This window comes from Cellulophaga tyrosinoxydans (genome assembly GCF_900176415.1).
GTDB lineage: Bacteria > Bacteroidota > Bacteroidia > Flavobacteriales > Flavobacteriaceae > Cellulophaga > Cellulophaga tyrosinoxydans.
In genome coordinates this window covers 136,877-162,162 of sequence record NZ_FWXO01000005.1, presented here as the reverse complement: position 1 = coordinate 162,162, position 25,286 = coordinate 136,877, and the positions used below count along the sequence as shown (strand labels likewise).

Below are 25,286 nucleotides of genomic sequence, written 5' to 3'. Positions count from 1 at the left end.
ATAAAGCATCCTGCACTATACTGCATGACAATTCATAACCAATTATGGAAAAAAAAAGCCGAAAGAAAATCTTCCGGCTTTAAAATTTAAATAATTAAATATTATCTATACCCATTATTGGTTGGGTCAGACTCCAATAATTTTGGATTTAATTGCAATTCAGTTAATGGAATTGGTAATAAAACATGCCATGGTCTTATATTAGTTGCAGGATCCCAGAAGCGGTATTCCAAATTCTGAACTACATCTAATAAAATTCCCCATCTAATTAAATCGTAACGTCTTGTACATTCCCCAGCTAATTCCCATTTACGTTCGTCATAAATTGCTTGTCTAAATTGCTCTTTGCTCAAACCTTTAATGGCTTCTGCCTCGGCTATTGTTGCAAATGATCGTTCTCTAATTTCTTTAATGTACTCATAAGCGGCATCTGGATTACCTCCAGGTCGTTCATTCTCACATTCTGCTGCCATTAATTTTACATCTGCTAAACGAAATACCAGTCTATTATCTGAATGATTAAAACGTGGAGAAGTGTCTAAATTAAGATTCCAAAATTTTGGCATGTACGGAAACGCTAATTCAAATCCTAAATAGTTATCCTGTACATTTAATGGTCTTCTTAAATCATTTAAAGGAAACTTTTCTGCAAAATCTTTTGATGCAATTTGCAAGCCTGTACCATTAAAAGCTTGTCCGTTGGCAGTAAGTGCTGCAGAAAGAGCAGCTCTTTGAGCAGTATTTTTTGGTTCATCTCTTAATCGAGGAGAAAACATACTTGGCCTCCAGTTACCGTTACCCCAAGCAGCAGATAATGGACCTCCTGCCTGACCCACCAAACCTTCTTCATATTGCCCACGTATATCTTTAGCAAAATCAAGTGACCAAATAATCTCGGCGTTATATTCATTTGAAGGATCAAAAACCTCGGCAAAAGTTGGTTGCATTTGATGCCCAGATTCATTAATAATTTCAAGACATTTATCTAATCCTTCTTGCCATTGTAGCCTTTGCATATAAATCTTAGCCATAACTATAGCTGCAGCCCACTTTGAAGCTCTTCCTCGTTGCGACTCTTCATAATTAGAACTCAAATTATCTTGAGCAAATTGTAAATCTTCCAGAACACTATCTAATATTATGTTTTTATCAGTTCTACCTAATTCTCTAATTTCATTTATTTTTAAGTTTTCTGTATAAAATGGTGCGTCTCCCCAAAGATTAGTAATATGCCAATAAGCTAAACCTCTTAAAAATCTTGCTTCTGCAATTACATCGGTTTGTGTTGTTTCAGAAATAGCATCGTTCCCCATCACTCTATCAATAATGATATTACAGTTTAAAACAATTTTATAAGCGTCTTTCCAAGTATCTGAAACGCTCATTCTTTGACTAGACTCGTCAGCAACTGCTTCATCCATTGTATAGTTTCCAATGGCATTTACTAATCCTGGACGGTTAGGTTCGATAATATCGCAGCCATTATCATAAAAAGTATCTAACCCTACTTGTCCATACATAGAGTTATTCTTATATATTGCATAAACCCCTGTTATTGCCTGCCTTGCATCAGCATCTGATGCGAAGAAATTTTCAGGTGCAACAATATCTCGAGGATCTTCTTCTAAAAAGCTCTCACAACTTGTGAAGGCAAATATTAAAATGAAGATTGATAAATATTTATAAACAGTTTTCATATATTTTTTTTTTAAAAAGTTACGTTTAATCCTAAGCTTAAAACCTTAGCATTTGGGTATTCTCCATTAGAGAAACCTTGAGCTATATTACCTAATCCATTACTACCATATGCGCTGGTTTCCGGATCTATTAATCTAAAATTTGATAATAATAATAAGTTAGTACCTGAGGCATAAACAGACATTTTCTTTACCCCTTTCCAATTTAATTTATCAATTGGTAAATTATAAGTTATAGTTGCAGTTTTTAAACGTAGGTGAGATCCATCCTCTACATCATATGAACTTGGAAAAATATTTGAAACACCATCGTGTCCTGCTCTTGGAATATCTGAAGTTGGATTATCAGGCGTCCATCTATCGGCAACTTCTATAAACTTTGGATTTTCTCCACGAGTCCAGAAATTTCCTCTTGTTCTTAAATTATAAACTTCATTACCAACTGTACCTTGAAAATATAAACCAAAATCAAAGTTCTTGTATGAGAAGTTATTTTCGAAACCAAAAATCAAATCAGGAAAAGGGCTACCAAGCACAATAAAATCTTCATTAGAAATTATTCCATCGCCATTTATATTTTCAAATTTAGGTCCTCCTACTATTTGAGTACCCGCATTTAAGCCAGATGCATCAATTTCATCTTGACTTTTCCATGTACCTAAATAATTAGCACCTGTAAAAACAGGTACCGTTTCTCCCACAATAATTCTCAAGTTACCTGCACCAACAATTTGATCTACAACAACGTCTATAAACTCTTGTCCTCCTAAGTCCAGTACCTTGTTTTTATTTGATGATAACGTTACTGTTGAATTCCAGCTAAAATTGTCATTTCTAATATTAGTAGAATTTATTAAAAACTCCCAGCCTTTATTCTGTAATGATCCAACATTCTGTAATTGACTTGTAAATCCTGTTTGTCTTGGAATAGTTACATTCAATAATAAGTCGTCAGTTTTTTTATAGTAATAATTAAATTCTGTGAAAATTTTACCTCCAAAAAGAGACGCTTCTAAAGCCAAATCTAGTGAACTTGTAGTTTCCCATTTCAGATCTGGATTTGCAGGCCTACCAAGCGTTAAACCAGGCTGTTCGGATCCGTTTAATGTAGTATTGGCTTCTTCTAATATTGCTAAAGTATTATACGGACCTATGGCTTGGTTTCCTGATTTACCATAACTAGCTCTAAATTTTAGGTCTTTAAAAAAATCTTGATCTTGCATAAATGCTTCCTCTGAAATTTTCCAAGCACCCGCAATTGATGGGTAAAACTCCCATTTATTACCTGGGGCAAAGACAGAACTACCATCTGTTCTACCAACTAAAGTTAACAGGTATTTATCTTTATACGAATAATTTAATCTACCGAAAAATGAAGCAATTTGAAAACCACTATAACCACTACCTACGACATTTCTTGTAGGATCAGTTCCTAAACCTATGTTATTAAAACCTGTAGCATCAGTAGTTATTCCAAAAGCGCGCATCTCAAAATTTTCAGTTGTTACTTTTTGAAATGATGCTCCACCAAGAGCAATTAAATTATGATCCTCGCCAAAGTTTGTTGTATATTGTATGGTATTCTCATTGTTCCAGCCAAATGAAGAAACTCCTGTAATTCTAGCATTCCCCGTTTCCCCTACTACGGTAAGATCTGGTCTTTGGCTTGAAGTAAATTCATTGCGTTTCCAATTATTTATTTCTGGATTAAATGTGGATCTGATAATTAAATTTTTTATTGGGCTGTATTCTAAATAAACAGTTCCTAAAAGGTTATTGGTTACGGTATTGTCCGTATCTAACAGTGCTGTAGCAACAGGATTATTAAATGGCGCACCAATGACATCATTAAAACCATTAAAAGAACCATCTTCATTATAAATTGGTTGTGTTGGCAGAATATTCAAAAGACCTCCATAACCTACTACACCATTATCTTGATTTAATCTAGAATAGTTAATTCTAAATCCTGCTTTTAATTTTTCACTTAATTTAAAATCAATATTTGATCTAAAAATATATTTCTTAATTCCTGAATTATCTATTAGACCATCTTGGTTAAAATAATTTAATGAGTTGTAATAATTTACGCTTCCATTTTCAGAAGAACCTGCAATTGAAACATCCACATTATGGATAGGGGATGCATTCAATAATAAATCAAAAAAATCATTGTCTGGATAATCCGATGGGTTTCCAGGGAATGGCTCAGCCACACCTCTAAATCGCGCATCTTCATTTGTATAATCTATTTGCTGCGCTTGGCTTAAATACTTTGGACGTTCAGGGACTAATTGCATACTTGTATAAGTACCAATATTTACCTGTGGTTTACCACCTCCAATACCCGAACCGTTTTTGGTAGTAACTAAAATAACTCCATTTGCACCTCTTGAACCATAAATAGCAATAGAAGAAGCATCTTTTAATATTTCAATAGATTTAATATCACTTGAGTTAATATTATTTAAATTAAAATTAGACCCAACTACAATTCCATCTATTACCCAAAGCGGTTCATTACTTCCTGTAATAGAATTACCACCTCTTACTCTAATAGAAGTTCCTGCACCAGGAGCTCCACTTGTTTGTGTTACTTGTACCCCAGCCGCTCTACCTTGGAGTGCTTGATCTACACGTGACACCGGTACTGATGTAATATCTTCAGCACTAACAGTAGATACCGAACCTGTTAAATCGGATTTACGTTGTGTACCGTAACCAATCACAACTACTTCATCTAACTTATTACCTTCTTCAAGTGTAACATTTATTTGAGTTTGATTTCCTACTAAAATCTCTTTAGTGGTATAACCAATATACGAGATTGATAATGTACTAGTTGCATTAGCCTCGATAGTGAAATTACCATCAAAATCCGTAGTTGTTCCTTTTGTTGTACCCTTTACAACAATTGATGCTCCAGGTAGTGGCTGCCCATCGGCAGATACAGTACCCGAAACTGATTGTGCGTTAGCCATTGTTACTGAACCGAGTAACAAAAACAAAAACACACATGTTTTTCGAAAACCTAAATGGTTCATTAATTTGAGTTTGAAATTCATAAATAGTTAGTTATTTTGTTATTAATATCATAAAATTATTGATTAAAAATTACGAAACCATCCTGTCCTTACCTGCTATATTATTTTAATTGATTAAAAAACCTGATAATAAGAACCTTTATGTAAAGAACAGGATAGTACAGGGTAGTAAATTAAATCTTACATTCTATTTTACATCAATTTCATCGCTACTAAAAAGCGGAGTTTTAAAACTAGAATATCTTATTTTAATGAAACATTTACTTCTTAAAACTTTTATTATTGCATTATTTGCACATACCTTTTTACATTCGCAACAACATAAACTAAGCCTTTCTATTTTTGAAAGTGATGCAGTTTTTGCTGAAAGTAATGGTTTGGTGGCTGTAGAGGCTGAATTTTTTAACAAACAAACTTTAACAGAAATTAGACAATGGTATAGAGTTTCAAAAAACGAATCAGCAAGTGTTAAAAACGATGAAGATGAATCTCATTTTACAAATGCAAGTAATTCAGAGTATCTAGAAATTTTACCCGACACCAGGGTTACACATCAAGACAAACTTATTAAAGGTGAAAATTTTAGCGATATTCCAGGGGAAATTGCCGTATTAAATTATATTATAAAATTCAATACACCAGGAAGATATTATGTTTGGGTTAGAGCCTATAGTACAGGCAGTGAGGACAATGGCATTCATGTAGGCTTAAATAATACATGGCCTGAAACCGGTAAAAGAATACAATGGTGTAATGGCAAAAATAATTGGACCTGGAGCAATAAACAACGAACTAAAGAGGAACATTGTGGGGTTCCTAATCAAATTTATTTAGACATAGATAAAGCAGGCTTACATGAGATTCAGTTTAGTATGCGCGAAGACGGTTTTGAGTTTGATAAATTTATTCTTACACAAGATACAAATTACGTTCCGGCAGGAAAAGATCAAGACGTGCTGATAATAAAAAAATCACAACTTGAGAGTAAAATACAAGGTTCCAATGCTTCCTATTTCAAAACCATTGCAACAATTTTACCAGAAAATTTAAGCATTGCTTCACTAGAGTTTCCAATAAAGGACACAAACTTTTATATTAATGGTAAAAATTGGCTTGCCATTAACCCAGAAGAACATGAAATAGCTGAAACAACTACAACTTTTGAATTTAAAAATGGAAAATATGACATCGTTTTTGTTGGAGTTGGCGAAAATGATGGTAGTTCTATTTTTACTCTTTTAATTAATGGCAAAGAAATAGGAACCTACGCACCCCCATTAACTGAAAATCTTTTTGAAGAAGGGAAAGCATTTAATGCTTTATGGGAAAATATCAAAATTAAAAAAGGAGCTAAAATAACAGTTAAAGCTAAGGTTGCCACTGATGGCAATGAATGGACTAGAGGTCGTTGGGCTGGAATTATTTTCACCCCTGTTGGTAAAGGCACGCTGATACAAGATGCTCCATCTTCCTTTTCACAAAACTAAATTTTAAAGTAACATAATTTCAATAGAATGAATCGAAAAACAGTAATAATAACATGCACCTTAATCTTATGGGTTGCCAGTGTAATTGCACAATCAGTTAACGCTCCAAAGGGTAGAATTGCCATTGTTGCCGATGGAAACTCTCCAGATCCAGATGATCTTGGGGGTACGGCTGTATCCCTTGCCTTACTGCGTTCCGCAGGTTTAGAAAACAGATTGGTCCACTATTCACACAGTTGTGATTTGGTTCGCGATGATCGTATTTCAGAAAAAGCAGAAAAAGAACGTCATCATTTAATGCAAGTAGCTTGTGATATGACCGCAAGACGCTGGGGTGGTTTTGATCATTTAACTTTTTATGATGCAATATGGCAGAAAGAAGAAACAATTAATGATTTATGCTGGGCTATAAACGCTTCTTCAATTGATGATCCCTTATGGATAATTGAAGCTGGGGAACCAGATATTATAGGAATGGCCTTAAAAAAAACACCAAAAGAAAAACACAAATTTGTAAAAGTGGTAACACATCATCCTGCAAATGATAATGCTGGGGATTTTTATACTTGGCAGCAAATTCTTGATTTTGGCATTGAAGAAGTGCGCATTCCTGATCAAAACATCAATTTAAAATTAGATCATGACCAATGGGATTGGGCTAGAGATCATACCGACCCAAGAATACGTTTGATCTGGACTATTGGAAACATTGCTGAAGTAGATGATATTGTAAAATTCCAAAAAGGAAAATGGGATTGCTCCGATGCCGGAATGGTTTTTTACTGGATAACTGGCGCAACTAATGGCGGAATTAAACAAGGTACCGTAACAGATGTCAAGAATATTTTATCCAATTATATTGACAAAAACCCAGAAATAAAAAAATAACTTGAAAACATGAAATATAAAGCAATTTTCACCCTTATTTTAATCTGTTTCAATTTTGCAATTACTCATAGTCAAAACGAACAATTAAATGTTTTGGTATTTTCTAAAACAGAGGCCTTTAGGCATAAATCGATACCTACTGGAATTGATTTTCTATCAAAAATGGGTGCCATTAATAATTGGAAAATGTATTTTTCAGAGAATTCAGATGATTTTACTATCTCAAATTTATTAAAATTTGACGTTCTTGTTTTTCTAAACACTTCTGGAAATGTTTTTTCTGAAAATCAAAAAACTGCTTTACAAGGGTATTTTGCGGCTGGAAAAGGATTTGTAGGTATTCATGCAGCATCGGATACAGAAAAAGAATGGAACTGGTTCACTGAAATGATTGGTGCCACTTTTAAGGACCATCCAAAGGTACAGTCGGCAACTTTACAAATAAATACTACTAATGTTCACCCAGCTATAGTTGGCATGAAGGTGGAAGAAGATTTTATTGATGAATGGTATAATTTTCTACAACCTGTAGGTCAACATGTTTCCGTACTAGCATCACTTGACGAAAAATCATATGAAGGCAAAAAAATGGATACCGATAATCACCCTATAAGCTGGTACCATTTATATGATGGGGGACGGGTATTCTATACCGGTTTGGGACATACTCCAGAAATTTACAACGACCCAAGGTATTATAAACATATAGAAGGTGCTATATTTTGGGCAGCGAACAAACATAAAGAAAAACCCCTTTCTAAAAAATGGGCGAATTTATTGGAAGGCAATCCATATAAATATTGGGATAAATATATTGGTGCTCCACATGCAACAGTTAAAGGAATAAGTAATATTGACCCAAAAAGTGATGGTAAAAATTTTAAAGCCTTAGGTTTGAATAATGACCCCAAAAATGTTTTTGAATTTAAAACAATAGATGGGGAACAAGTAATACATATTTCAGGTGAAATATATGGTGCCTTAACTTCAAAGAAAGAATATGAAAACTATCATTTAAAATTAAAATTTAAATGGGGAGATAAAGTTTGGGAACCTAGATTACTGCGCGAAAGGGATAACGGTATTTTGTATCATTGCACAGGAGCCTATGGCAAGTTCTGGAATGTATGGATGCAATCGCAAGAGTTTCAAGTGCAACAAGGAGATATGGGTGATTATTATGCACTATCAGGTACACAAATAGATATTCCATCAATCCAAAAGGAAGGAGAAAAAGAATTTGATTACCTTCCAAATGGCTCACTAAATACATTCTCTAGTATTGAAAAAAAGTACCCTGCACATGCTAATAAAGGCTTTGATAATGAAAAACCACACGGTGAATGGAATACTTTAGAATTGATTTGTTTTGAAGGCACCAGTTTTCATATTGTTAACGGTAAAGTAGTTATGGCCTTGTTTAATTCTCAATACAAAAATGCTGAGAACAAAACTGTTCCACTCCTAAAAGGAAGAATTCAAATACAATCTGAAGCAGCCGAAGCGTTTTATAAAGATATTAGAATTAAAGGGATTGAAAAAATACCAAGTAAGTATAAAAAATACTCCAAAAACTATATCACCCATTAATCATGAATTATAAAGAAAAGGTTGCAAACCAAATTACTCCAAACCAATAATTAATCAAATTAAATAAAGGATAATGTATCAAATGATTTATTCAAAATAGTTGAATGATTTGCATTTAACCAATTTTCCAAAATGCTGGCGTAAATTGTTCTAAAATCAATGGTATATTTTATATCGCCGTTACTATCTAAATTGGTAAGATTAGGGGCATCGTTATAAAAACCAGGTGATTTTAAGTTTTTTCCAATAATGAAAACATTATTTGCCGCACCATGATCCGTGCCTTTTGCTGCATTTTCTTTAACGCGCCTACCAAATTCAGAAAAAGTGAGGATTAAAGTATCTTTAAAGGTATTGTTTTTCTCTAAATCTTGAACAAACATAGCTATTGCCTCACTATAGGTTTGCAATAATTTATTTTGTTTGTTTTCTTGTACTGCATGGGTATCAAAACCTCCCATTGAAGCATAATATACTTTTGTATCTAGGTTAGAATTAATAAACTCCGCTGTTGTTTTTAGTTGCTTTCCAAAAGGATTGTTAGGGTAATCAAAAGTGGATTGAAACGTTTTAGTTGTTTCGTAAATATATTTAGCCGAAGATTTAGCTTCCACCATTGTTTTATACAAATACCCCAAATTATGCTCACTTAAATGTACATCACTTTGATGATGTAATACTTTTTCAAAATACGGTGTTTGAATATTTCTAAACAAAACTGAAGGGTTTTTGGTTGCAATGCCATTGATAAATTCGCCTTTCATAATTAAAGACAAACTATCGTCTAGTTCAATGCCGGAATAAGGCATTTTACCATACTTTTCAATATATCTTCCTAACCAACCCGTGCTTAAATACTCATTGGAATCACTAGCTGTATGCCAAATGTCTGTTGCTCTAAAATGTGATCTATCTGGATTCGGATACCCTACGTTATTGATTATGGTTAAATAGCCTTTGTCAAATAAATTTTTCAAAGGAGCCATATTAGAATTAAACCCTATCTCATCAGTTACTTTTAAAAGCGTTTGCTTTGGCAAGGCTAAACTTGGTCTGCTCTTATAATAAATATCATTAGTATAAGGCACTATTGTATTTAGCCCATCATTTCCGCCTGATAATTGTATGATAACTAGTTTTTTAAATCCTAAAGTTTCGATAGCTACATTTTCAAAAGCCTTGACAAAACTGGGGACAAAAAATAAACTACTGGCTAATGAACTTTGCTTTAAAAAATCTCTTCTTTCCATATTCCTTAATTTAACAAAGTTGATACTCGGGTATAGACATTAATTGTATGCAAAAGTCTTTATTGCTTGAGAATTTTAAATTTTCAATAAAAGCATTGGTATCTTTATCCATTTCTGCAACTATTAAAACTTCTTTTAATTCCGGCAGGTCTAATATGCCGTATTCAGATTCAAAAACATTCCATGATACAATTGTTTTAATATAGTTATTCTGCTTTTTCTGAATTTTATAATAGTCATCAAACGAATCCTCAAACTCTCCTTTCTCTTCAATATCGATAATGGCATTATTTAGCAAAATAGCAGATAGTTTTAATCTGAGCATTAAGGTATTGGCATCTATCCAACTTTTATTGCCTTTCCAACCTGCAACATTAGGCGGATTCAACAATATTTGCCCCATTAGTTTTTGCAAATTATAAAGTTGTTGTTTTTTCTGAAATTCTACAGGTACAATTGTCTGAATGCCTACCAACAACTCTATAGGAGATTTAATTTTTACGCCAATATTTTCATCATTATAAAACCAATCTGAACTAAAAATATAATGCATCAATTTTTTTATATCATAATCTTCATAAAAAAAATTGGCTAGTTCCTCTATATGTTTTTCATTAGGTTTCGGGTTTACAAAATAATAGTAGATTTTAGTACAAATAAATCGCGCACATTGTTTTTGTTCTAATATGATATCAATAATTTCTTCGCCATCAAAATTTCCTGTTTTCCCAAAAAAAGTTTTCTGTCCAAAATCATGTTTATTTTCGCGTAAGTAAAAATCTCCATTAAACTTAAATGACCAACCTGTGAAAGCTCTGGCAGCTGCTTTTATATCTCTTTCAGAATAGTTACCTACGCCCAATGTAAAAAGCTCCATTAATTCTCGAGCAAAATTTTCATTAGGACTTTCTTTTACGTTCTGCCTATTGTTCAAATATTTGCTCATCGAAGGTTCTTTAGCTATTGCTTTTACAAAATCCTTAAAATTACCCAATGCAAATTTTCTGAGAGTGTTATTATATTGTTGAAGATGAAAAATGTTGTTATTATCCTGACAAACGAAAACATTTGCCCAAAAAAGTGTCATTTTTTCTTTTAAAATAGACCTAGGCTGTTTTAGTCTATCTATCCACGCATAATTTAGTTCTTTTGTTTTTTGCCTGTTTAGTTTTTGAAGCCGCATTTTAGCTTCCTTTTTCGCTGTTTTTTCGCTGTTTTTTTTATTGTCATCTATTACCATAATGCGCAATTCGGACAAATCTATTTTCAAAGGAATATAATTCTCTGAATCATCGAATAATTCTTTTACCACATCCTTAGTAGCCTTATCTTCTAGTTCTTTTAGCTTATTACTATTTATGCCAAATCCTCCCCTTAGATATAAATGCTGTATGTTTCTTTTATTCATTAGCATATTAGGTTGTTAATAGTTGATTATAAGACTTATAAAACTTTAAAAAGTTTAATTTAAACAATTTATTTTATATAGGTTTTAGTTCAGTAAGTTTTACACTATGTGGCGCTTAATCTAGCTCTAAAGTTTATTTATCGTTTTCTTTTTTTACTATAGAATCCGTTATGGTTTTCGGTAGTTTACCCAAGTATCTTCAAAACGGCCAGATGATCCGTACCATAAATACGCCCGTTCGTTTTTTCGCCTACACCTGCTGCTCTAACATCTTTATACAGTTCGTGCATCATAATACCATGGTCTTTATCAACTGTCCACTCATTTATTTTACAATTTGTTCAACCAGAAATTTGTCCATCTTTTAATTAGAGGAATAAGGTGTAACTTGCCTTACTATTTCGAGTTGTATTGTGATTATATATGCTACTTTCATTTAAATATTAGGTAAGAAAACATATTTAAAATTTTGATAATCTGTATTTGCAGTATACATATAAAGCTATATTATTTTATTACCACAATAGCCCTTATTGCAGCATTTTTAGTTTAATATTCTTATATTCAACTAACATAGGTGGACCTACATGAACCTGAACACCAATAAAGCCTTTTTCAGACCTATTAATGTCATCTAAATCAGTCACTTCACTAAACAATACGCCATTTATATAATGTTGCATTTTATTACCGTTAACTTTTAAATGAACCGAATTCCAATCATTCTGATTAATGCTTGATTCGAGTACTTTTTTAGCAATGGTTTTAGTAACTGTTCTTGTTTGCCAACTGTTTTTTATTACATTTTTACGTATGTTATCCTCAGTAATACTATCAGGCATTTGCGGAATACTCACAGTTTCTCCCATATAAGCAAGAGTGGTTCGTTTTTTTTCTTCGTAATTTTGACCTGTATACTTGTTTTCTCCATCAATATCACACTGGTAGCCTTTTAAAGCATACGGTAAATTGTCAATTTTCTCACTTCTATAATTAATACCACTATTACCAGACTTTGATATTCTATACTCTAATTTTAATTCAAAATTTTTGGGTTGTTGTTTTTCAAAAATAATGAATGAATTACGTTTCAGAATTGTTTCTGGTGTAACTTCTCCTATCAAAATACCATTTTCTATGCGCCAATATGTTGGGTCACCATACCAGCCATCTAAATTTTTACCATTAAAAATCGATTGAAACTTGGTCTCTTTTTCTTTAGACACTTTGATGGTTTTGCATGATGATAGACACACAAATAAGCTTATTGCCAAATATATAATAACACGCATATTTTTAATTTAATCAACGGTAACCTTACTTTTCCACCAATCTTTATTAGGCTGAAAATCTTTTGCAAGCACTTCTAATCTGTTTTTTTCTAGCGCTGGCCATTTGTTTTTCAATGCATTACGATATCTTTCTTCTGCTTTTGAAGCATTATACTCCGAATCTAAAACAGGGTATTTTGCACCAACATTATGTAACCAGTTCATTAATGCTCTTCCCATTTTTTCAGCTAATTCGGAATGACGAGAAATTACATTTAAATTATCTATTTCCGTAGATGGTAATTTATACAATTCTTGATGTCCATCTTCCCAATAGTGAATTAGCTTCCAATTATTTTCTTGTATTATGGATACAGGCTCTCCTCCTTGATTACCATAATGCGGATAATGCCAATACAAAGGCCGGTTAAAATTTAATTGTTTTCCTTCTAAGATTGGTTTTAAACTTATACCGTCTTTATGCTGTTCTGGTTTTAAAGGTATATTGGCTAAATCCAATAGCGTTGGATAAAAATCGGTATTAATAACAGGAATCTCTGTTTTTGAAATTTCATTTTTCAACCAAGGCACCTTGATAAAAAAGGGTTCTCTAATACCTCCTTCCCATTGATAACCTTTCCCTCCTCTTAATGGCAAATTACTTGTTGAATAATTATCCCCTGATGCTACGCCACCATTATCAGAAGTAAACACCACAATAGTATTTTTATCTAATCCGTTATCTTTTAATGCTTTCAAAACAACACCAACAGCGTCGTCCATAGTTTCTACCAAACCACCGTAAATAGGATTGTCTTGTACTTGACGTATGGGTAAAACACGTTCCATTTTATAGCCCGTTTCTACAATTCCCATACTATCTGCTTTATCTCGATATTTTTTCCATTTAGCTTCAGTAGTTTGTATTGGCGCATGCACCGCATAAAAAGATAAAAATGCAAAAAACGTAGTGTCTTTATGCTTATTAATAAAATTGGCTGTTTCTTTTGCCAAACGCATGCTAAGATTTTCGCCTGGAATTTTGTTTGCTAATTTAGGATTGTTCCAAGGTGCAAAAAATCCACCATTTGGCGAACCTGCCTCTATACCACCTATATTGATATCAAAACCATGATTTTCAGGGTAAGAGCCCTCACCTCCTAAATGCCATTTTCCAGCAAAAAAGGTTTTATAGCCATTACTTTTGAATGCTTCAGCTATGGTTACGTCTTCTTCTGGTAACGTTTGCAGATAATCTGCTGGTAACATTTTATCATGTCGCTTTCTTGTTCGCCACTCCTCTCCAGATTTAGCACCAATCCAATCGGTAATACCATGACGCGCGGTAAATTCACCTGTCATGATACTCGCGCGAGATGGACTGCATACGCTACTTGCAGCATACCCTTGGGTAAACATCATACCTTCATTGGCTAATTTATCTACGTTAGGAGTTTCGTAAAAGGTGCTACCCGTAATACCTAAATCGTGATAGCCTAAATCGTCTACTAGAATAAATAGAATGTTAGGTTTGGCAATCTGTTTTTGGGTTTCTTTATTTTTTTTACACCCAAATACTGACAATACCATTAAGCAAATACAGATTATTTTTGAATGATACATATTGTAAATTGGTTAAAATCTAATCGCTTACATATTTATTTGTTTATGACTAAAACTTCATTTTGACCCGCGTTAGGGATTGCAGCGGCATCCTTTTTAATACTTAACTTAACCAAAGAAGTTTTTAAACTAGACAGTAGCAGTTTGCCACGTCACTAACTCCTCGCAATGACATATTAAAAAGGTACAGCGCAAAGCCCAACCCCTTGTGGGTAACGCCCAAATACTCAATTATCTATACTTACAGGCTTTTTGCTGCTTTTGGCCCATCATAATTATAAGTAAACCAATCGACATCAATATACCCGGCATCCTCTTTTTCGTTCCATGAAAAGAAGCCTAAACGATCTCCGGTCCACTTGCCAAAAGCAATAGTAAACGTTGGCCCAAAAGAGTTGTAGGTTTTGCCATCGAGACTATATTCGTAAGTAGCTTGGTTACTGTTGTTTGATGTTCGAACATATAAATCGCTTCCTGTTATTTCTGGCCCTTTCGTTTTTTGCGCCATAGGATCCATATAAAAGAGGTATTTTTTTCCATTTTCGTCTACTTCTATACCCAATAAATTGAATACGCCGCCATAACGCACAAATCCTGCTAATTGGTGTGGTTTCATCCCAGAAATATCGAATTTTGTAACAGCTGTTCCTGTGGTGATGCCCATAATACGCTGACTTAAGGTATTAGAAGCTCTCCAGAAATCTGAATCTGAACCATCGTTGTTTGTCCATTCGTTTATGTTCGGCCCATAACCTTTTTCGTTTGGTAATATTTTGCTTGCTTTGAGGCGTAACCACCCTGGACGCTCTGTTAAAGACCAATGCGTGTTTCTTGGATTGTGATTCCACTCCCATTGGAACCCTAATTTAGATGATGAAAAATCGTCGTCTGAACTTGGTGCCGAAATTGGGTAACCGTCTATAGGTTTTTTGTGTTGCCTTACAGGTTCGCCAATACCATCGTTATCTTCGTCTATACCTATAATTGGCCATCCGTCAACCCAATTTACAGGTTCTAAACATTGGGGACGCCCTTGAAATGGAATGCTATCATTCTGAATTAATTGATGCATATACCACCATGATTTATCTGGTGCTTGCATTAATGCGCCTTGGCTTGCACTACGATCATTAAACGCTGTACCTTTTTCTAATACGGTTTTTACTTCGTAAGGCCCGTAAATACTTTCTTTGGAACGCAGTACAATTTGTTTCCTGTCGTTTTTAGGATTTTTTACACCTGGTTTGGTAGATGTATCACCCATAGTCCATTGTGCTAAAAAGATAAACCAAGAGCCGTCAATTTTATAGATTTTGGCAGCTTCGGCCCCCATACCTGTATAGACTAATTTACCTGCGCCAAGGATTTTTGTACCATCCCAACTCATTTCGTAAATTCTATTTTCGTTACCTTCAATTGTATTACTTACAGTTTTTTGCTTGCCAGCTGTATTAATTATTGCGTAAGCTTTATGAGTTTCTTCATCCCAAAACACAGCTGGATCGTCTAGCACTTCAGCCTTTGGAAGCATCATAACCGGTTTGCTCCACGGGCCTTTTATGTCCTTTGCAGTTGCTACCATTAAACCATGTTGATAATCTATTTGGTAGCAATACCAAGTACCTTCGTGGTAGGCTAAATCGCCTGCCCAAGTCCCAAAAGAGTAGCCATTCATACGATCCCAATTGTATTCTGGCGCCCAAGATAAACTGTTAAACACGTGCCCCACATTCGTCCAGTTTACCATGTCTTTAGATTCTAGAATTGGCATCCCTGGCGACATGTGTTGTTTTGATGTAATCATATAATAGGTATCACCTACTTGTTCGATATCAGAATCTGGATAATCCGCATTTAAAATTGGGTTGATGTAAGTACCATCGCCTTGGTCTCCAAAGCTTCCTATTTTGGCTTTAACTATTTGATTTTCCTTAACTTCTTCTTTTTTTTCTGTTTTGTTATTACAAGAAAAACTTGTAATAACTATTCCTACAGTTAAAACTTTTAATGTACTTTTAAAATATAATTTCATTTAAAATTAATGTTTTGAATATTCAACGCGGTAACTACCAGAACCAATAAGAACATTCGTATTTTCAGTAAGAACTGCTTTATTGACTTTCTGTAAATCTTCAAATGATTTTCCATTTATCTTAAGAGATTCAAATTCACTTTTATTTAATATGATTTTTGCCTTCGTATTAAACGGCACTTTTAAATTCATTTCTAATATATTTTCTTTATGGGTCCAAGAATTTTCTATATTTCCATAAGGAGTTGAAACTGAAACTTCAGTATTTGTAATGGCACCTGAAAATTCTGGATTAACGGTAAACTCTTTGTATCCAGGGTTTTCTCTTGAAGATTTAATACCACCTAATGATTCGTAGAAAAAAGCTGCAAAACCACTATGCATCGGGTGATTTAACGAATTTGTTGGTCCTTCCATTTTCTCCCATTCAAATTGTCGTTCTGGCCATGTGGTGAATCCAGAATTCATTACATACGTCTGACTAGGAAATTCTGGAGTTGTTAAAATTTGATGTGCTAAATCAGCTCTTCCGTATTTTGCTAAAACAGTATAGATATATCTATTTCCATGTATTCCGGTATTATGATGCCCTCCTTTTATTTCAACAATGTCATAAGCTAAACCATTTACAACATTTTGAATATCATTATCTGGAACCATTCTGAATTGTAAAGCTTGTACGGTTGCGGTTTGGCTTTGATACCATTTGTGTTTTGTATTGGGAATATTGACTAAGTATGCTTTATTAAAAGCGTCTTTTAATGCTTGTCGTTCTTTTTGCATATCTGCTTGGTAGGCTGGATCATTATTCATTTTGGCGAAGGTTTCCATAATACCTAATACATCATAAAAATAGGCATTTGCTGAAATAATGGGGTCGCACTCCATAGCACTTGGATTTCCCTTTCTGTCCCAACGTGGGGGGCACCAATCTCCCATGCCGTCTTGGATAATTCCATTTTCATCTTTAAAAGACAGATAAAAATTGGTCAAATCCTTCATTTCTGCATAATATTCTTTTACAATTGCATCATCGCCATAATACAAATAGTTGTACCAAGGTAAATACATGGTTGCTACTCCCCAATCTAACTTGGCATAAGTTGAAGTTCGCTTCCCTGGGGCAATCATGGTTGGTACTTGAAATTTAATTTCAGGGTTATTATGTCCTTTTGTTGGACGCATTTGTGTACGTATATCTTCCATGTATTTTTTATAAAAATCATACATGTCATAATTATACAAGGCATATTCACAAAACGCATGGGCATCTCCTAACCAGCCACACTTTTCGCGATGTGGACAATCTTCTGGTATACCATGAATATTATCTACAATAGTCCACTTACTAATGCTGTGCATTTTGTTTAGTAATTCATCAGAGGAATTGAAACTCCCAGTTTCCTGAATATCGGTAGCCACTAAAACCGCTTTAATCATGTTAGCATCGGGTTTTTTAGAAATCCCCTTAATTTTGGCATAACGAAACCCATGATAGCTGAATTTTGGTTCCCAAGACTCTAAATCGCTTCCTTTACAGATGTATTTATAAATCTGAGCCATACCATTGGCTCCTCCTCCTGTAGAGCCTTGAAAAATATCTTTTCCGTTTGTAAATAAAGCTTCGGTTGTTGTTATTTCAATTAATTTACCTTCTTTTTCTTTTACATTCAGTTTTACCCAACCTGCAATATTCTGTCCAAAATCGACAATCCAATCACCATCTGGTGCCTTAAACACATTTTGAGGCATAAGCTCTTTTAACTTCTTAATCGCTGGTATTTGTTGCACACTTATTTTCGTAACCTTTGGAGAAACTATTTTTGCATTACCCCAAGATTTATCATTATAGTCTACTGAAGACCAATTTCCTAATTCGTAACTAGCGTCGTAGGTATCACCACCATATATATTATTAAATACAATAGGGCCAGTAGCTTCTTTCCATGATTCATTGGTATAAAAATCAGTTTCAGTACCATCAGTATATTTTAATTTTACCAACAACCTAACTGCTGGTGGACCGTAGGCCAAATCTCTATCAGATTCTGGATCGTTTTTCCAAGAAATGTTCTGTCCATAAAAGCCATTTCCTAAAATAATACCAAAGGCATTTTTCCCTTGTTTTAATTGATTGGTAATGTTATAATTTACATAATACGCTTGTTTATCATAATTAGAAGGTGCAGGATCTAAAACATGGTCTCCTACTTTTTCACCATTTAAATACAACTCGTAATAACCTAAACCACAAATATATACCTGAGCATTTTCTATAGGTTTTTCCGCATTAACTAAACTTCTAAAATAACTAGTTGCATAACCTTCAACCATAACTGGTTTGTCCATGGAACCCGTTATATACTCACGAAAACGGTGCTCTGATTTTCGACTGTCTTTATTTAAACTTATCCATTTTGAATTTCCCCAATTCACTTCATGCATCAGTCCCATTTCAAATTTTTGTATTTTAGACCATTTTGATGCAATACCACTTTCGTCCCAAATTTTTACTTTCCAATAATAGGATGTTAAAGCTTGCAAAGATTCACCATCATAAGGAACAAAAGAAGATTTATCACTTACTACTTTTTTTGAATTCCAAATATCTGCATCTGCCTCATTCAGTTTTTCTACAGATGATGCCACTAAAATATGGTAGGCCGATTGTGATTTATTGAACCCATCTGAAGTTACAACCCATGAAAAAACAGGGGTGCTTTTTTCGCTATTTTCTATACTAGTATTGCTTAGTTTTTTAAAACATAAGCTTACTGTTTCAGTAGTTTGATTACAGGAACTTAGTAACAATAAAACCAATATGAACCCAAATTGTTTTGATTGATATGATATTTTTGACATTTTCATAATATAGATATACTTACTCTTGTTTTTTAGATAATAATTAAAGCAATGTACTTCTTTTCAACTGGTTGTGTATCCTGTACTATATGGTTAGATTTTAGGTGAGTTTATTAACTCAAATTTTTTTAATCTAGATTGCTTGCCTAAAACAAATCCGAATAATTATATCTCCAATTTTGAATCAAGATTGTTTTTATAGATGGAGTAGTTTAAAAAAGAAGTTTTTGTTAAGATATTCTCCCTTTTTTAACTCGATATACTTTTATTTGTAAATAAAGTGCTTTTTTTTTAATAAATCAGCATAGTACAGGATGGTATTAAAACAGTGTTAAGATAATTTTCGTAAAAACCTCACATTATGAATAAAATTACTCTTAAATCATTATTATTTAGCTGTTTGGCGTTCTTTTCGCTTGTATTAACGGCACAAGACGCACCACCTTCTGATGGTGTTTTTAGATTACAAAATGTAGCAACCGGAGAATTCCTAACCACTGCGGGAGGAAGTACACAGCCTCTGACGATGTCAGCTTCAGGGGAAGCTGAAAATACCTATTGGTCGTTTGTCGAAAGTGCAAACGGAAGTGGAATATATAATATAGATAGTGAAAGCACATCTGGTGGCACGGGAATACTGCGCGCAACAGGTGCTGGTTTTTCAGCAGGGGACTATGCAATTGTAAGTACGTTAAAATCTCCACCAGCAGCCGATACTGATAAAGTGTGGACCATTGCGTACAACGCAACAGAAGATACCTATAGATTTGGATCCAATACGACAGGACGATATTTGTATCAAAATGCAGATGGGACCGTAACGCATTCACAAGTCGAAGCTACCGATAATCGAAGCAATTGGAAACTAATTCCTCTTCTGCAAATTCCGGTAGGAACAGCACTGACATTTCAAAATGTGGAAACTAGAGAATTCTTAACCACCGCATCAGAAAGCAATCTACCTGTTACTATGTCTGCATCAGGAGAAGCTGAAAATACACGTTGGTCGCTTGTAGAAAGTGGAGAATATTATAATATAGATAGTGAAAGTACGTCTGGCGGAACCGGCATACTGCGCGCACCGGGTGCTGGAAGTTCAACGGGCGCTTACGTGATTTTAAGTACCTTAAAAGCTCCGCCTGCATCTGATACCGATAAAACGTGGTCGATAGAATACAACGGTTACACAGATACCTACAGATTCGGTTCTAGAATTACTGGTAGATACTTATATCAAAATACAGATGGGACGGTAACCCATTCAGAAGCTGAAGCTACAGACAATCGCAGTAATTGGAGACTTAGTCCTTTTGTGGAAACATCGGTAGGAGCAGCACCTGATGAAGATACGAATCTAGATTTGTCCTGTTCAGGTGGCTTCGACAACAACAATACTCGAAATTTTGATATTCCAAATCCCGAAAATGTAGGAACTATAGATGACAGAACTTGTTATTCCGATTATAGTGAAGTTTCTGTTAATGGCAAAACTTGGGGTGTATATAATATTACTGATGGATCTAACCACATTGATGCCCCCAATACATTGCAACCCAGAATGGAGCGTTCTTTAACTAGATCTCAAGAAACTGGGGTGGGAAGTTTTGCAAGATTTAAAGGAATTGTAAGAATTCTTGAAGTAGGTGATGCAGGTTCTTTTAACCAAGACGGAAGCTATTTAATACAAGCCAAAGGAAAACACACAGGCGGTGGAGGCTCAGCAGACCCTGCCATCTGTTTGTATTTAGCTAAGCCTGTTTATGGTACGGGTGAAGATGCAGATAAACAAGTAGCCTTTGATATTTATGCCGAACGTATCTTGGAACGAGGAGGATCAGGTAGTGGTAGAGAAGTTGTATTCTTAAAACGAGTGGCTAAGAATGTGGAAATTGATTTTGAATTAGAGGTTGGTTTCAGAGAAGATCCAAACGATGCTACAAAAAAAATACATTATTGCGATGCAGTAATTGGAGGTGACGCTTTTAATTTTAATATTCCTGATCCGGAAAGAGGGCTTGAATCTGGTATTAGATATGGTGCCTATCGTGTAAGAGGAGGTAGAGCTCAAATGAGATGGGCAAATACTACCTACGAAAAAGTTGAGATTGTCGACAATTCGGCTCCGCCACCAACTGCTGATGTGGTTGTATTAAAAAATGTAGAAACGGGAGAATTCTTAACCGCTGGAGCAGGAAGCACTCAACCCGTTTCCATGTCTGTTTCAGGAGGAGCAGAAAATACACAATGGACGCTTGTACAAAGTGGAGCATATTATAATATAGACAGTGAAAGTAGCAGTGGTGGTAATGGAATACTGCGTGCACCTGGTGCTGGTGGCCCTGCAGGCCCTTATGTAATTGTAAGTACCACAAAAGGTCCTCCAGCAGGGGATACCGATAAAACGTGGACTATAAATTATAACGAAACTACAGATACGTATCGATTTGAATCAAGAACCGCAGGTAGATATTTGTATCAGAATGTCGATGGAACTGTAACACATAGTGCTGCTCTAGCAACTGATAATAGAAGCGTATGGAAGGCTATACCAATAGGTGAACCTTTAGAATTAGATTTAGTTGCTACAAATGTTAGCTGCGCTGGCGCAGATGACGGTACGGCCAATGTAACAGTCATTGGAGGAATAGCACCATATACTTTTGTATGGAACTCTGGTGAAATAACAGAAACATTAAACAATGTTACACCAGGCACCTATTCAGTAACGGTTACTGATGCTTTAAACGCTACAATATCAGCAAGTACTGAAATAACCGCACCTACTGAAATAGTCGTGACGGTCTCAGCTAATGCGCTATTGTACGCAGGATATGATAGAGCTGAGCAATGCGCTACCATTGGAGTAACAGCCGTTACAGGTGGAGAAGGGCCATATGATTTTAAATGGAGTACGGGGGAAACAACTGAAATGATAGCCGTATGCCCAGATAGTACACAAAACTATACGGTTACTGTAACCGACGCTAATGGCTGCGAAGCAACCGCGGAAATAACGGTTGAAGTAATTGATGTAAGTTGTGGAACAGATAAAAATCCAAAGGTGCTTATTTGCCATAAGGGTAAAACAATTTGCGTTGCACAAGCGGCCGTAAAAGCACATTTAGAACATGGCGATACAATAGGAGCTTGTATTGGCGATTCTGATAATGCAGAATTGAGTATACGTACTTATCCAAACCCATTTACTACTTCTATAAAAGCCAACATTGAAACAAAAACAAATAGCACTGTTAAATTACTACTGTTAGACAATAGTGGTAATAGCATAGCTGAAAAAACACAGCGAGTTAAGAAAGGTATCGAAACAGTTGAGTTATCATTAAATACCTTGCCAATAGGAACATATTTTTTACGGGTTTATATTGATAATGAACTCTATATCACTGAGATTTTTATTAAAAATTAAAGCTAATGTTCAATTAAAATATCTTTAGAAAGACAAAAAGATACTGTCTAAATAGGCAGTCTCTTTTTTATGAATCAATTTTAGTTTTAAATCACATAAATTTTAGAATTACAACTTTTTAATAGAAGCGGGAATACCCAATTTGGTATTCCAGTTTCTATTTATTTGTTTGCACCTTAAATTCTTAAAATTAACACCAATAAACTAAATAGAATTCCCAATACCCACCAAAACCACAGATAAAAGAATCACTACGATACCTGCTGTTATAGTCCATTTAGTTTTTTTTGCAACACCTTTCCATTCTTTACGATAAATACCCCAAAGATTAGCTGTTAAGATGATGGTAGACATGTGTAGAATCCATGAACTTGCACCGTTTCCTAGCTTACTTTCTCCCATACCATAAAAGAAAAATTGTAAAAACCAAATAGTCCCTGCCAATGCAGAGAATAAAATATTATTACGGATTGGTGTACTTTTATTTGTAAAATCTTTGTACGATTTATTTTTGATACTTAAAATGGTAGTCCAAACTAAATTAGTAGCTAAACCACCCCAAAGAATCACCACAAAAGTAACATTGTTAGCAAACAAATGGTCATATCCTGAGGCAACAGCAGCATCTGCTAAGGGTTTTCCTGCTTCTATACCAAAGCTAAAAAATGAACTTAGAATACCTGAAAGGATAGCAACAATTAATCCTTTTACCAAATTGAATTCAGATACACTCTTTTTCTTTTCTTCTTCTGATAATTCCTTTTCTTTTAGCATTCCCGCTTTTCCAGAAAGGGCAATCCCTAGAAGGCAAACTAAAACTCCTAGTAAAACAACTTGTCCGCCAGTAGAAGATATCATTTCTGTAAATGAAGTTTTACCTTCTTGAGGATTAAAATTGTAATATATAGAAGGTACTATAGAACCAAATGCGGCACAAAAGCCTAAAACTACAGAATTCCCTAAAGACATGCCTAAATAACGAACTCCAAGCCCATAGGACAAACCGCCAACACCCCAAAGCAAGCCCATTAAGAAAGTAAAGCCTAAGATAGCACTTGAACTTGATGCGATTATATCTACAAAACCAGGAACGGTTAAATAAGCGGCAATAGGTGGTACAATTAACCAAGACATAACGCCACCTACCATCCAGTAGGTTTCCCAAGACCAGCCTTTTACTTTGTTATAAGGCATGTAAAAGCTACCTGCGGCCACTCCGCCTAATGAGTGAAATATGACTCCTAATATTGCTTGCATGATTTTTTAAATATGAAATCTATTAACGTTTTATCTAACTTTTGTATTCAGGGTTTTTAGTTTTTGGAATTGGCGCATTCGTATCTTTCCACCATTTTTTCAATATTTTTAACAACTCCTCTTTCTTTTCCGGATTTGTTTCTGAAAGATTATTTCTTTCCCCTATATCTTCCGATAAATTATATAACTCAACACCATCATCTTCAAAATAATAATGAAGCTTCCAATCCCCTTTTCTTACTACAGAACCAGGGCGTGTTCTAAACAGAGTATCCCTATTTTCATTATCATTTACATTATAGGCTTGTAAATAAATGGGGAAATGCCAAAATAATGGACGTTCCAATATTTCCTCTTTTCCTTCTAATATTGAAGAGATATTATTTCCATCTAAATTTAGGCTAGCGTTTTTTATGCCTGCATAGCCTAAGATTGTTGGAAATATATCTAAATTTGTTATGGGTACATCGCTCTTAGTTTTTGGCTTAATTTTATCATTCAAAACAAAGAAAAATGGTTCTCTAATACCTCCTTCATAATAACTTCCTTTTCCAGCTCTAAGTGGTTTTTGCTTCGTAATTCCATATAGGCCTCCATTATCTGAAGTAAAAACAATTAAGGTATTATCAAAAAGATGTTTTTCTTTTAGTTTATCAATAAGTAACCCTATGTTTCTATCGAGGTTATCAACCATAGACCCATATTCTGGATTTCCCTGACCATTCCATGGTACCTTTTTTTCATATTTAGGTAAAATACTATCCACTGGCATTATAGGCACATGAACGGCATAAGGCGAATAATTAAGATAAAATGGTTTTTGTATAGTATCTATAAATTGTATCGCTTTTTCCATTATAGCATCCGTTAAATATTTATCAGAACCGCCTTCAATTGTTACATTTTTATAAGGTGGGTAATAACTTTTTGGTAACCCATTGTGCCCCCCTCCAATATTTACATCAAATCCATATTCTAAAGGATTATCGCTTAAATGCCACTTTCCTGCCTGACACGTCACATATCCATTCGCACGCAGTACCTCTGGTAAAATAGTATGTTTTTTGGAGAGTGTATGTGTGTTTTTTGTTGGAATCAATTTTCTGTGTTCAGATTTCCCACGTGTTGAAGGACTAACCGTGTAAACCCCATGACGTGGTGTCCATTGCCCAGTCATTAAACAAGCTCTGCTAGGTGCACAGTTTGAAGCTGATGCATAACCATTAGTAAAGACCATACCTAAGCTCGATAAATAGTCTATGTTTGGTGTTTCATAATATTCACTTCCCATAAAACCTACATCTTTCCAGCCCATATCATCAACGTTTATGATAATTATGTTTGGAACTGAAGATTCTAGTTCGTTAGCACAAGCTTGACTTAATAGTACTATTAAGATTAATCGTATAATTTTTATCATTTGAAAATGATTTTGAATAAAAGTTAATTT

The 25,286-nt window shown here is 34.5% G+C and carries 14 protein-coding genes; 4 read left to right on the top strand and 10 right to left on the bottom strand.

All coding sequences use genetic code 11. From position 1 onward, the window contains the following. Positions 1 to 101: 101 nt before the first annotated feature. Both B8963_RS13860 and B8963_RS13855 read right to left on the bottom strand, forming a co-directional pair. On the bottom strand, positions 102 to 1,697 hold the full coding sequence (locus B8963_RS13860; protein WP_084062418.1) for a RagB/SusD family nutrient uptake outer membrane protein: 1,596 nt from the start codon (positions 1,695 to 1,697) through the stop codon (positions 102 to 104). 11 nt (positions 1,698 to 1,708) lie between these two features. Beyond that, on the bottom strand, positions 1,709 to 4,762 hold the full coding sequence (locus B8963_RS13855) for a SusC/RagA family TonB-linked outer membrane protein (protein WP_234989675.1): 3,054 nt from the start codon (positions 4,760 to 4,762) through the stop codon (positions 1,709 to 1,711). A gap of 230 nt (positions 4,763 to 4,992) precedes the next feature. On the opposite strand from B8963_RS13855, the gene B8963_RS13850 reads away from it, so the two are divergent. Genes B8963_RS13850 through B8963_RS13840 form a run of 3 tightly spaced genes read left to right on the top strand, consistent with a single transcriptional unit; the run spans position 4,993 to position 8,706 of the window. Next, positions 4,993 to 6,228, top strand: coding sequence for a hypothetical protein (locus B8963_RS13850; RefSeq protein ID WP_143312545.1), 1,236 nt, complete (start codon positions 4,993 to 4,995; stop codon positions 6,226 to 6,228). 27 nt (positions 6,229 to 6,255) lie between these two features. Next, positions 6,256 to 7,116 (top strand): hypothetical protein, encoded by an 861-nt coding sequence (locus tag B8963_RS13845; protein WP_084062411.1) that lies wholly within the window; start codon positions 6,256 to 6,258, stop codon positions 7,114 to 7,116. A gap of 9 nt (positions 7,117 to 7,125) precedes the next feature. Continuing rightward, on the top strand, positions 7,126 to 8,706 hold the full coding sequence (locus tag B8963_RS13840) for a ThuA domain-containing protein (protein WP_084062408.1): 1,581 nt from the start codon (positions 7,126 to 7,128) through the stop codon (positions 8,704 to 8,706). Between the two features lie 59 nt (positions 8,707 to 8,765). On the opposite strand, the gene B8963_RS13835 is transcribed toward B8963_RS13840, so the two are convergent. The 6 genes from B8963_RS13835 to B8963_RS13810 form a co-directional block, all read right to left on the bottom strand. Next, positions 8,766 to 9,956 carry a DUF1501 domain-containing protein gene (locus B8963_RS13835; RefSeq protein ID WP_084062403.1) on the bottom strand — a complete coding sequence of 397 codons (1,191 nt, stop codon included), beginning with the start codon at positions 9,954 to 9,956 and terminating at the stop codon, positions 8,766 to 8,768. A gap of 10 nt (positions 9,957 to 9,966) precedes the next feature. Then, on the bottom strand, positions 9,967 to 11,364 hold the full coding sequence (locus B8963_RS13830; protein ID WP_084062603.1) for a DUF1800 domain-containing protein: 1,398 nt from the start codon (positions 11,362 to 11,364) through the stop codon (positions 9,967 to 9,969). Positions 11,365 to 11,894: 530 nt separating this feature from the next. After that, complete coding sequence (locus B8963_RS13825; protein WP_234989674.1) at positions 11,895 to 12,590, bottom strand: 3-keto-disaccharide hydrolase; 696 nt, start codon at positions 12,588 to 12,590, stop codon at positions 11,895 to 11,897. A 75-nt stretch (positions 12,591 to 12,665) separates the two neighbouring features. Next, on the bottom strand, positions 12,666 to 14,225 hold the full coding sequence (locus B8963_RS13820; RefSeq protein ID WP_234989673.1) for a sulfatase: 1,560 nt from the start codon (positions 14,223 to 14,225) through the stop codon (positions 12,666 to 12,668). 274 nt (positions 14,226 to 14,499) lie between these two features. Beyond that, on the bottom strand, positions 14,500 to 16,290 hold the full coding sequence (locus B8963_RS13815) for a glycoside hydrolase family 43 protein (protein ID WP_084062394.1): 1,791 nt from the start codon (positions 16,288 to 16,290) through the stop codon (positions 14,500 to 14,502). A 6-nt stretch (positions 16,291 to 16,296) separates the two neighbouring features. Then, entirely contained in the window at positions 16,297 to 19,152 is a 2,856-nt protein-coding gene (locus B8963_RS13810; RefSeq protein ID WP_143312543.1) for an alpha-L-rhamnosidase, read from the bottom strand. A 361-nt stretch (positions 19,153 to 19,513) separates the two neighbouring features. Between B8963_RS13810 and B8963_RS13805 the strand changes: the two genes are divergently transcribed. Next, the gene (locus B8963_RS13805; protein ID WP_084062389.1) at positions 19,514 to 22,579 is read left to right on the top strand and encodes an RICIN domain-containing protein; all 3,066 of its coding nucleotides are present in this window, start codon (positions 19,514 to 19,516) and stop codon (positions 22,577 to 22,579) included. 204 nt (positions 22,580 to 22,783) lie between these two features. On the opposite strand, the gene rhaT is transcribed toward B8963_RS13805, so the two are convergent. Then, positions 22,784 to 23,836 (bottom strand): L-rhamnose/proton symporter RhaT, encoded by a 1,053-nt coding sequence (gene rhaT / locus B8963_RS13800; protein WP_084062388.1) that lies wholly within the window; start codon positions 23,834 to 23,836, stop codon positions 22,784 to 22,786. Positions 23,837 to 23,870: 34 nt separating this feature from the next. Continuing rightward, positions 23,871 to 25,256, bottom strand: a complete 1,386-nt coding sequence (locus B8963_RS13795) for a sulfatase (RefSeq protein WP_084062599.1) — start codon at positions 25,254 to 25,256, stop codon at positions 23,871 to 23,873. Positions 25,257 to 25,286: the final 30 nt, after the last annotated feature.

Excerpts from the sequence above, each read along its gene's own strand:
- B8963_RS13830 (WP_084062603.1), bottom strand. The coding sequence starts at position 11,364 with ATGAATAAAAGAAACATACAGCATTTATATCTAAGGGGAGGATTTGGC.
- B8963_RS13815 (WP_084062394.1), bottom strand. The coding sequence starts at position 16,290 with ATGAAATTATATTTTAAAAGTACATTAAAAGTTTTAACTGTAGGAATA.
- B8963_RS13850 (WP_143312545.1), top strand. The coding sequence starts at position 4,993 with ATGAAACATTTACTTCTTAAAACTTTTATTATTGCATTATTTGCACAT.
- B8963_RS13845 (WP_084062411.1), top strand. The coding sequence starts at position 6,256 with ATGAATCGAAAAACAGTAATAATAACATGCACCTTAATCTTATGGGTT.
- B8963_RS13855 (WP_234989675.1), bottom strand. The coding sequence starts at position 4,762 with ATGAATTTCAAACTCAAATTAATGAACCATTTAGGTTTTCGAAAAACA.
- B8963_RS13835 (WP_084062403.1), bottom strand. The coding sequence starts at position 9,956 with ATGGAAAGAAGAGATTTTTTAAAGCAAAGTTCATTAGCCAGTAGTTTA.
- rhaT (WP_084062388.1), bottom strand. The coding sequence starts at position 23,836 with ATGCAAGCAATATTAGGAGTCATATTTCACTCATTAGGCGGAGTGGCC.
- B8963_RS13860 (WP_084062418.1), bottom strand. The coding sequence starts at position 1,697 with ATGAAAACTGTTTATAAATATTTATCAATCTTCATTTTAATATTTGCC.
- B8963_RS13795 (WP_084062599.1), bottom strand. The coding sequence starts at position 25,256 with ATGATAAAAATTATACGATTAATCTTAATAGTACTATTAAGTCAAGCT.
- B8963_RS13805 (WP_084062389.1), top strand. The coding sequence starts at position 19,514 with ATGAATAAAATTACTCTTAAATCATTATTATTTAGCTGTTTGGCGTTC.
- B8963_RS13820 (WP_234989673.1), bottom strand. The coding sequence starts at position 14,225 with ATGGTATTGTCAGTATTTGGGTGTAAAAAAAATAAAGAAACCCAAAAA.
- B8963_RS13840 (WP_084062408.1), top strand. The coding sequence starts at position 7,126 with ATGAAATATAAAGCAATTTTCACCCTTATTTTAATCTGTTTCAATTTT.
- B8963_RS13810 (WP_143312543.1), bottom strand. The coding sequence starts at position 19,152 with ATGTCAAAAATATCATATCAATCAAAACAATTTGGGTTCATATTGGTT.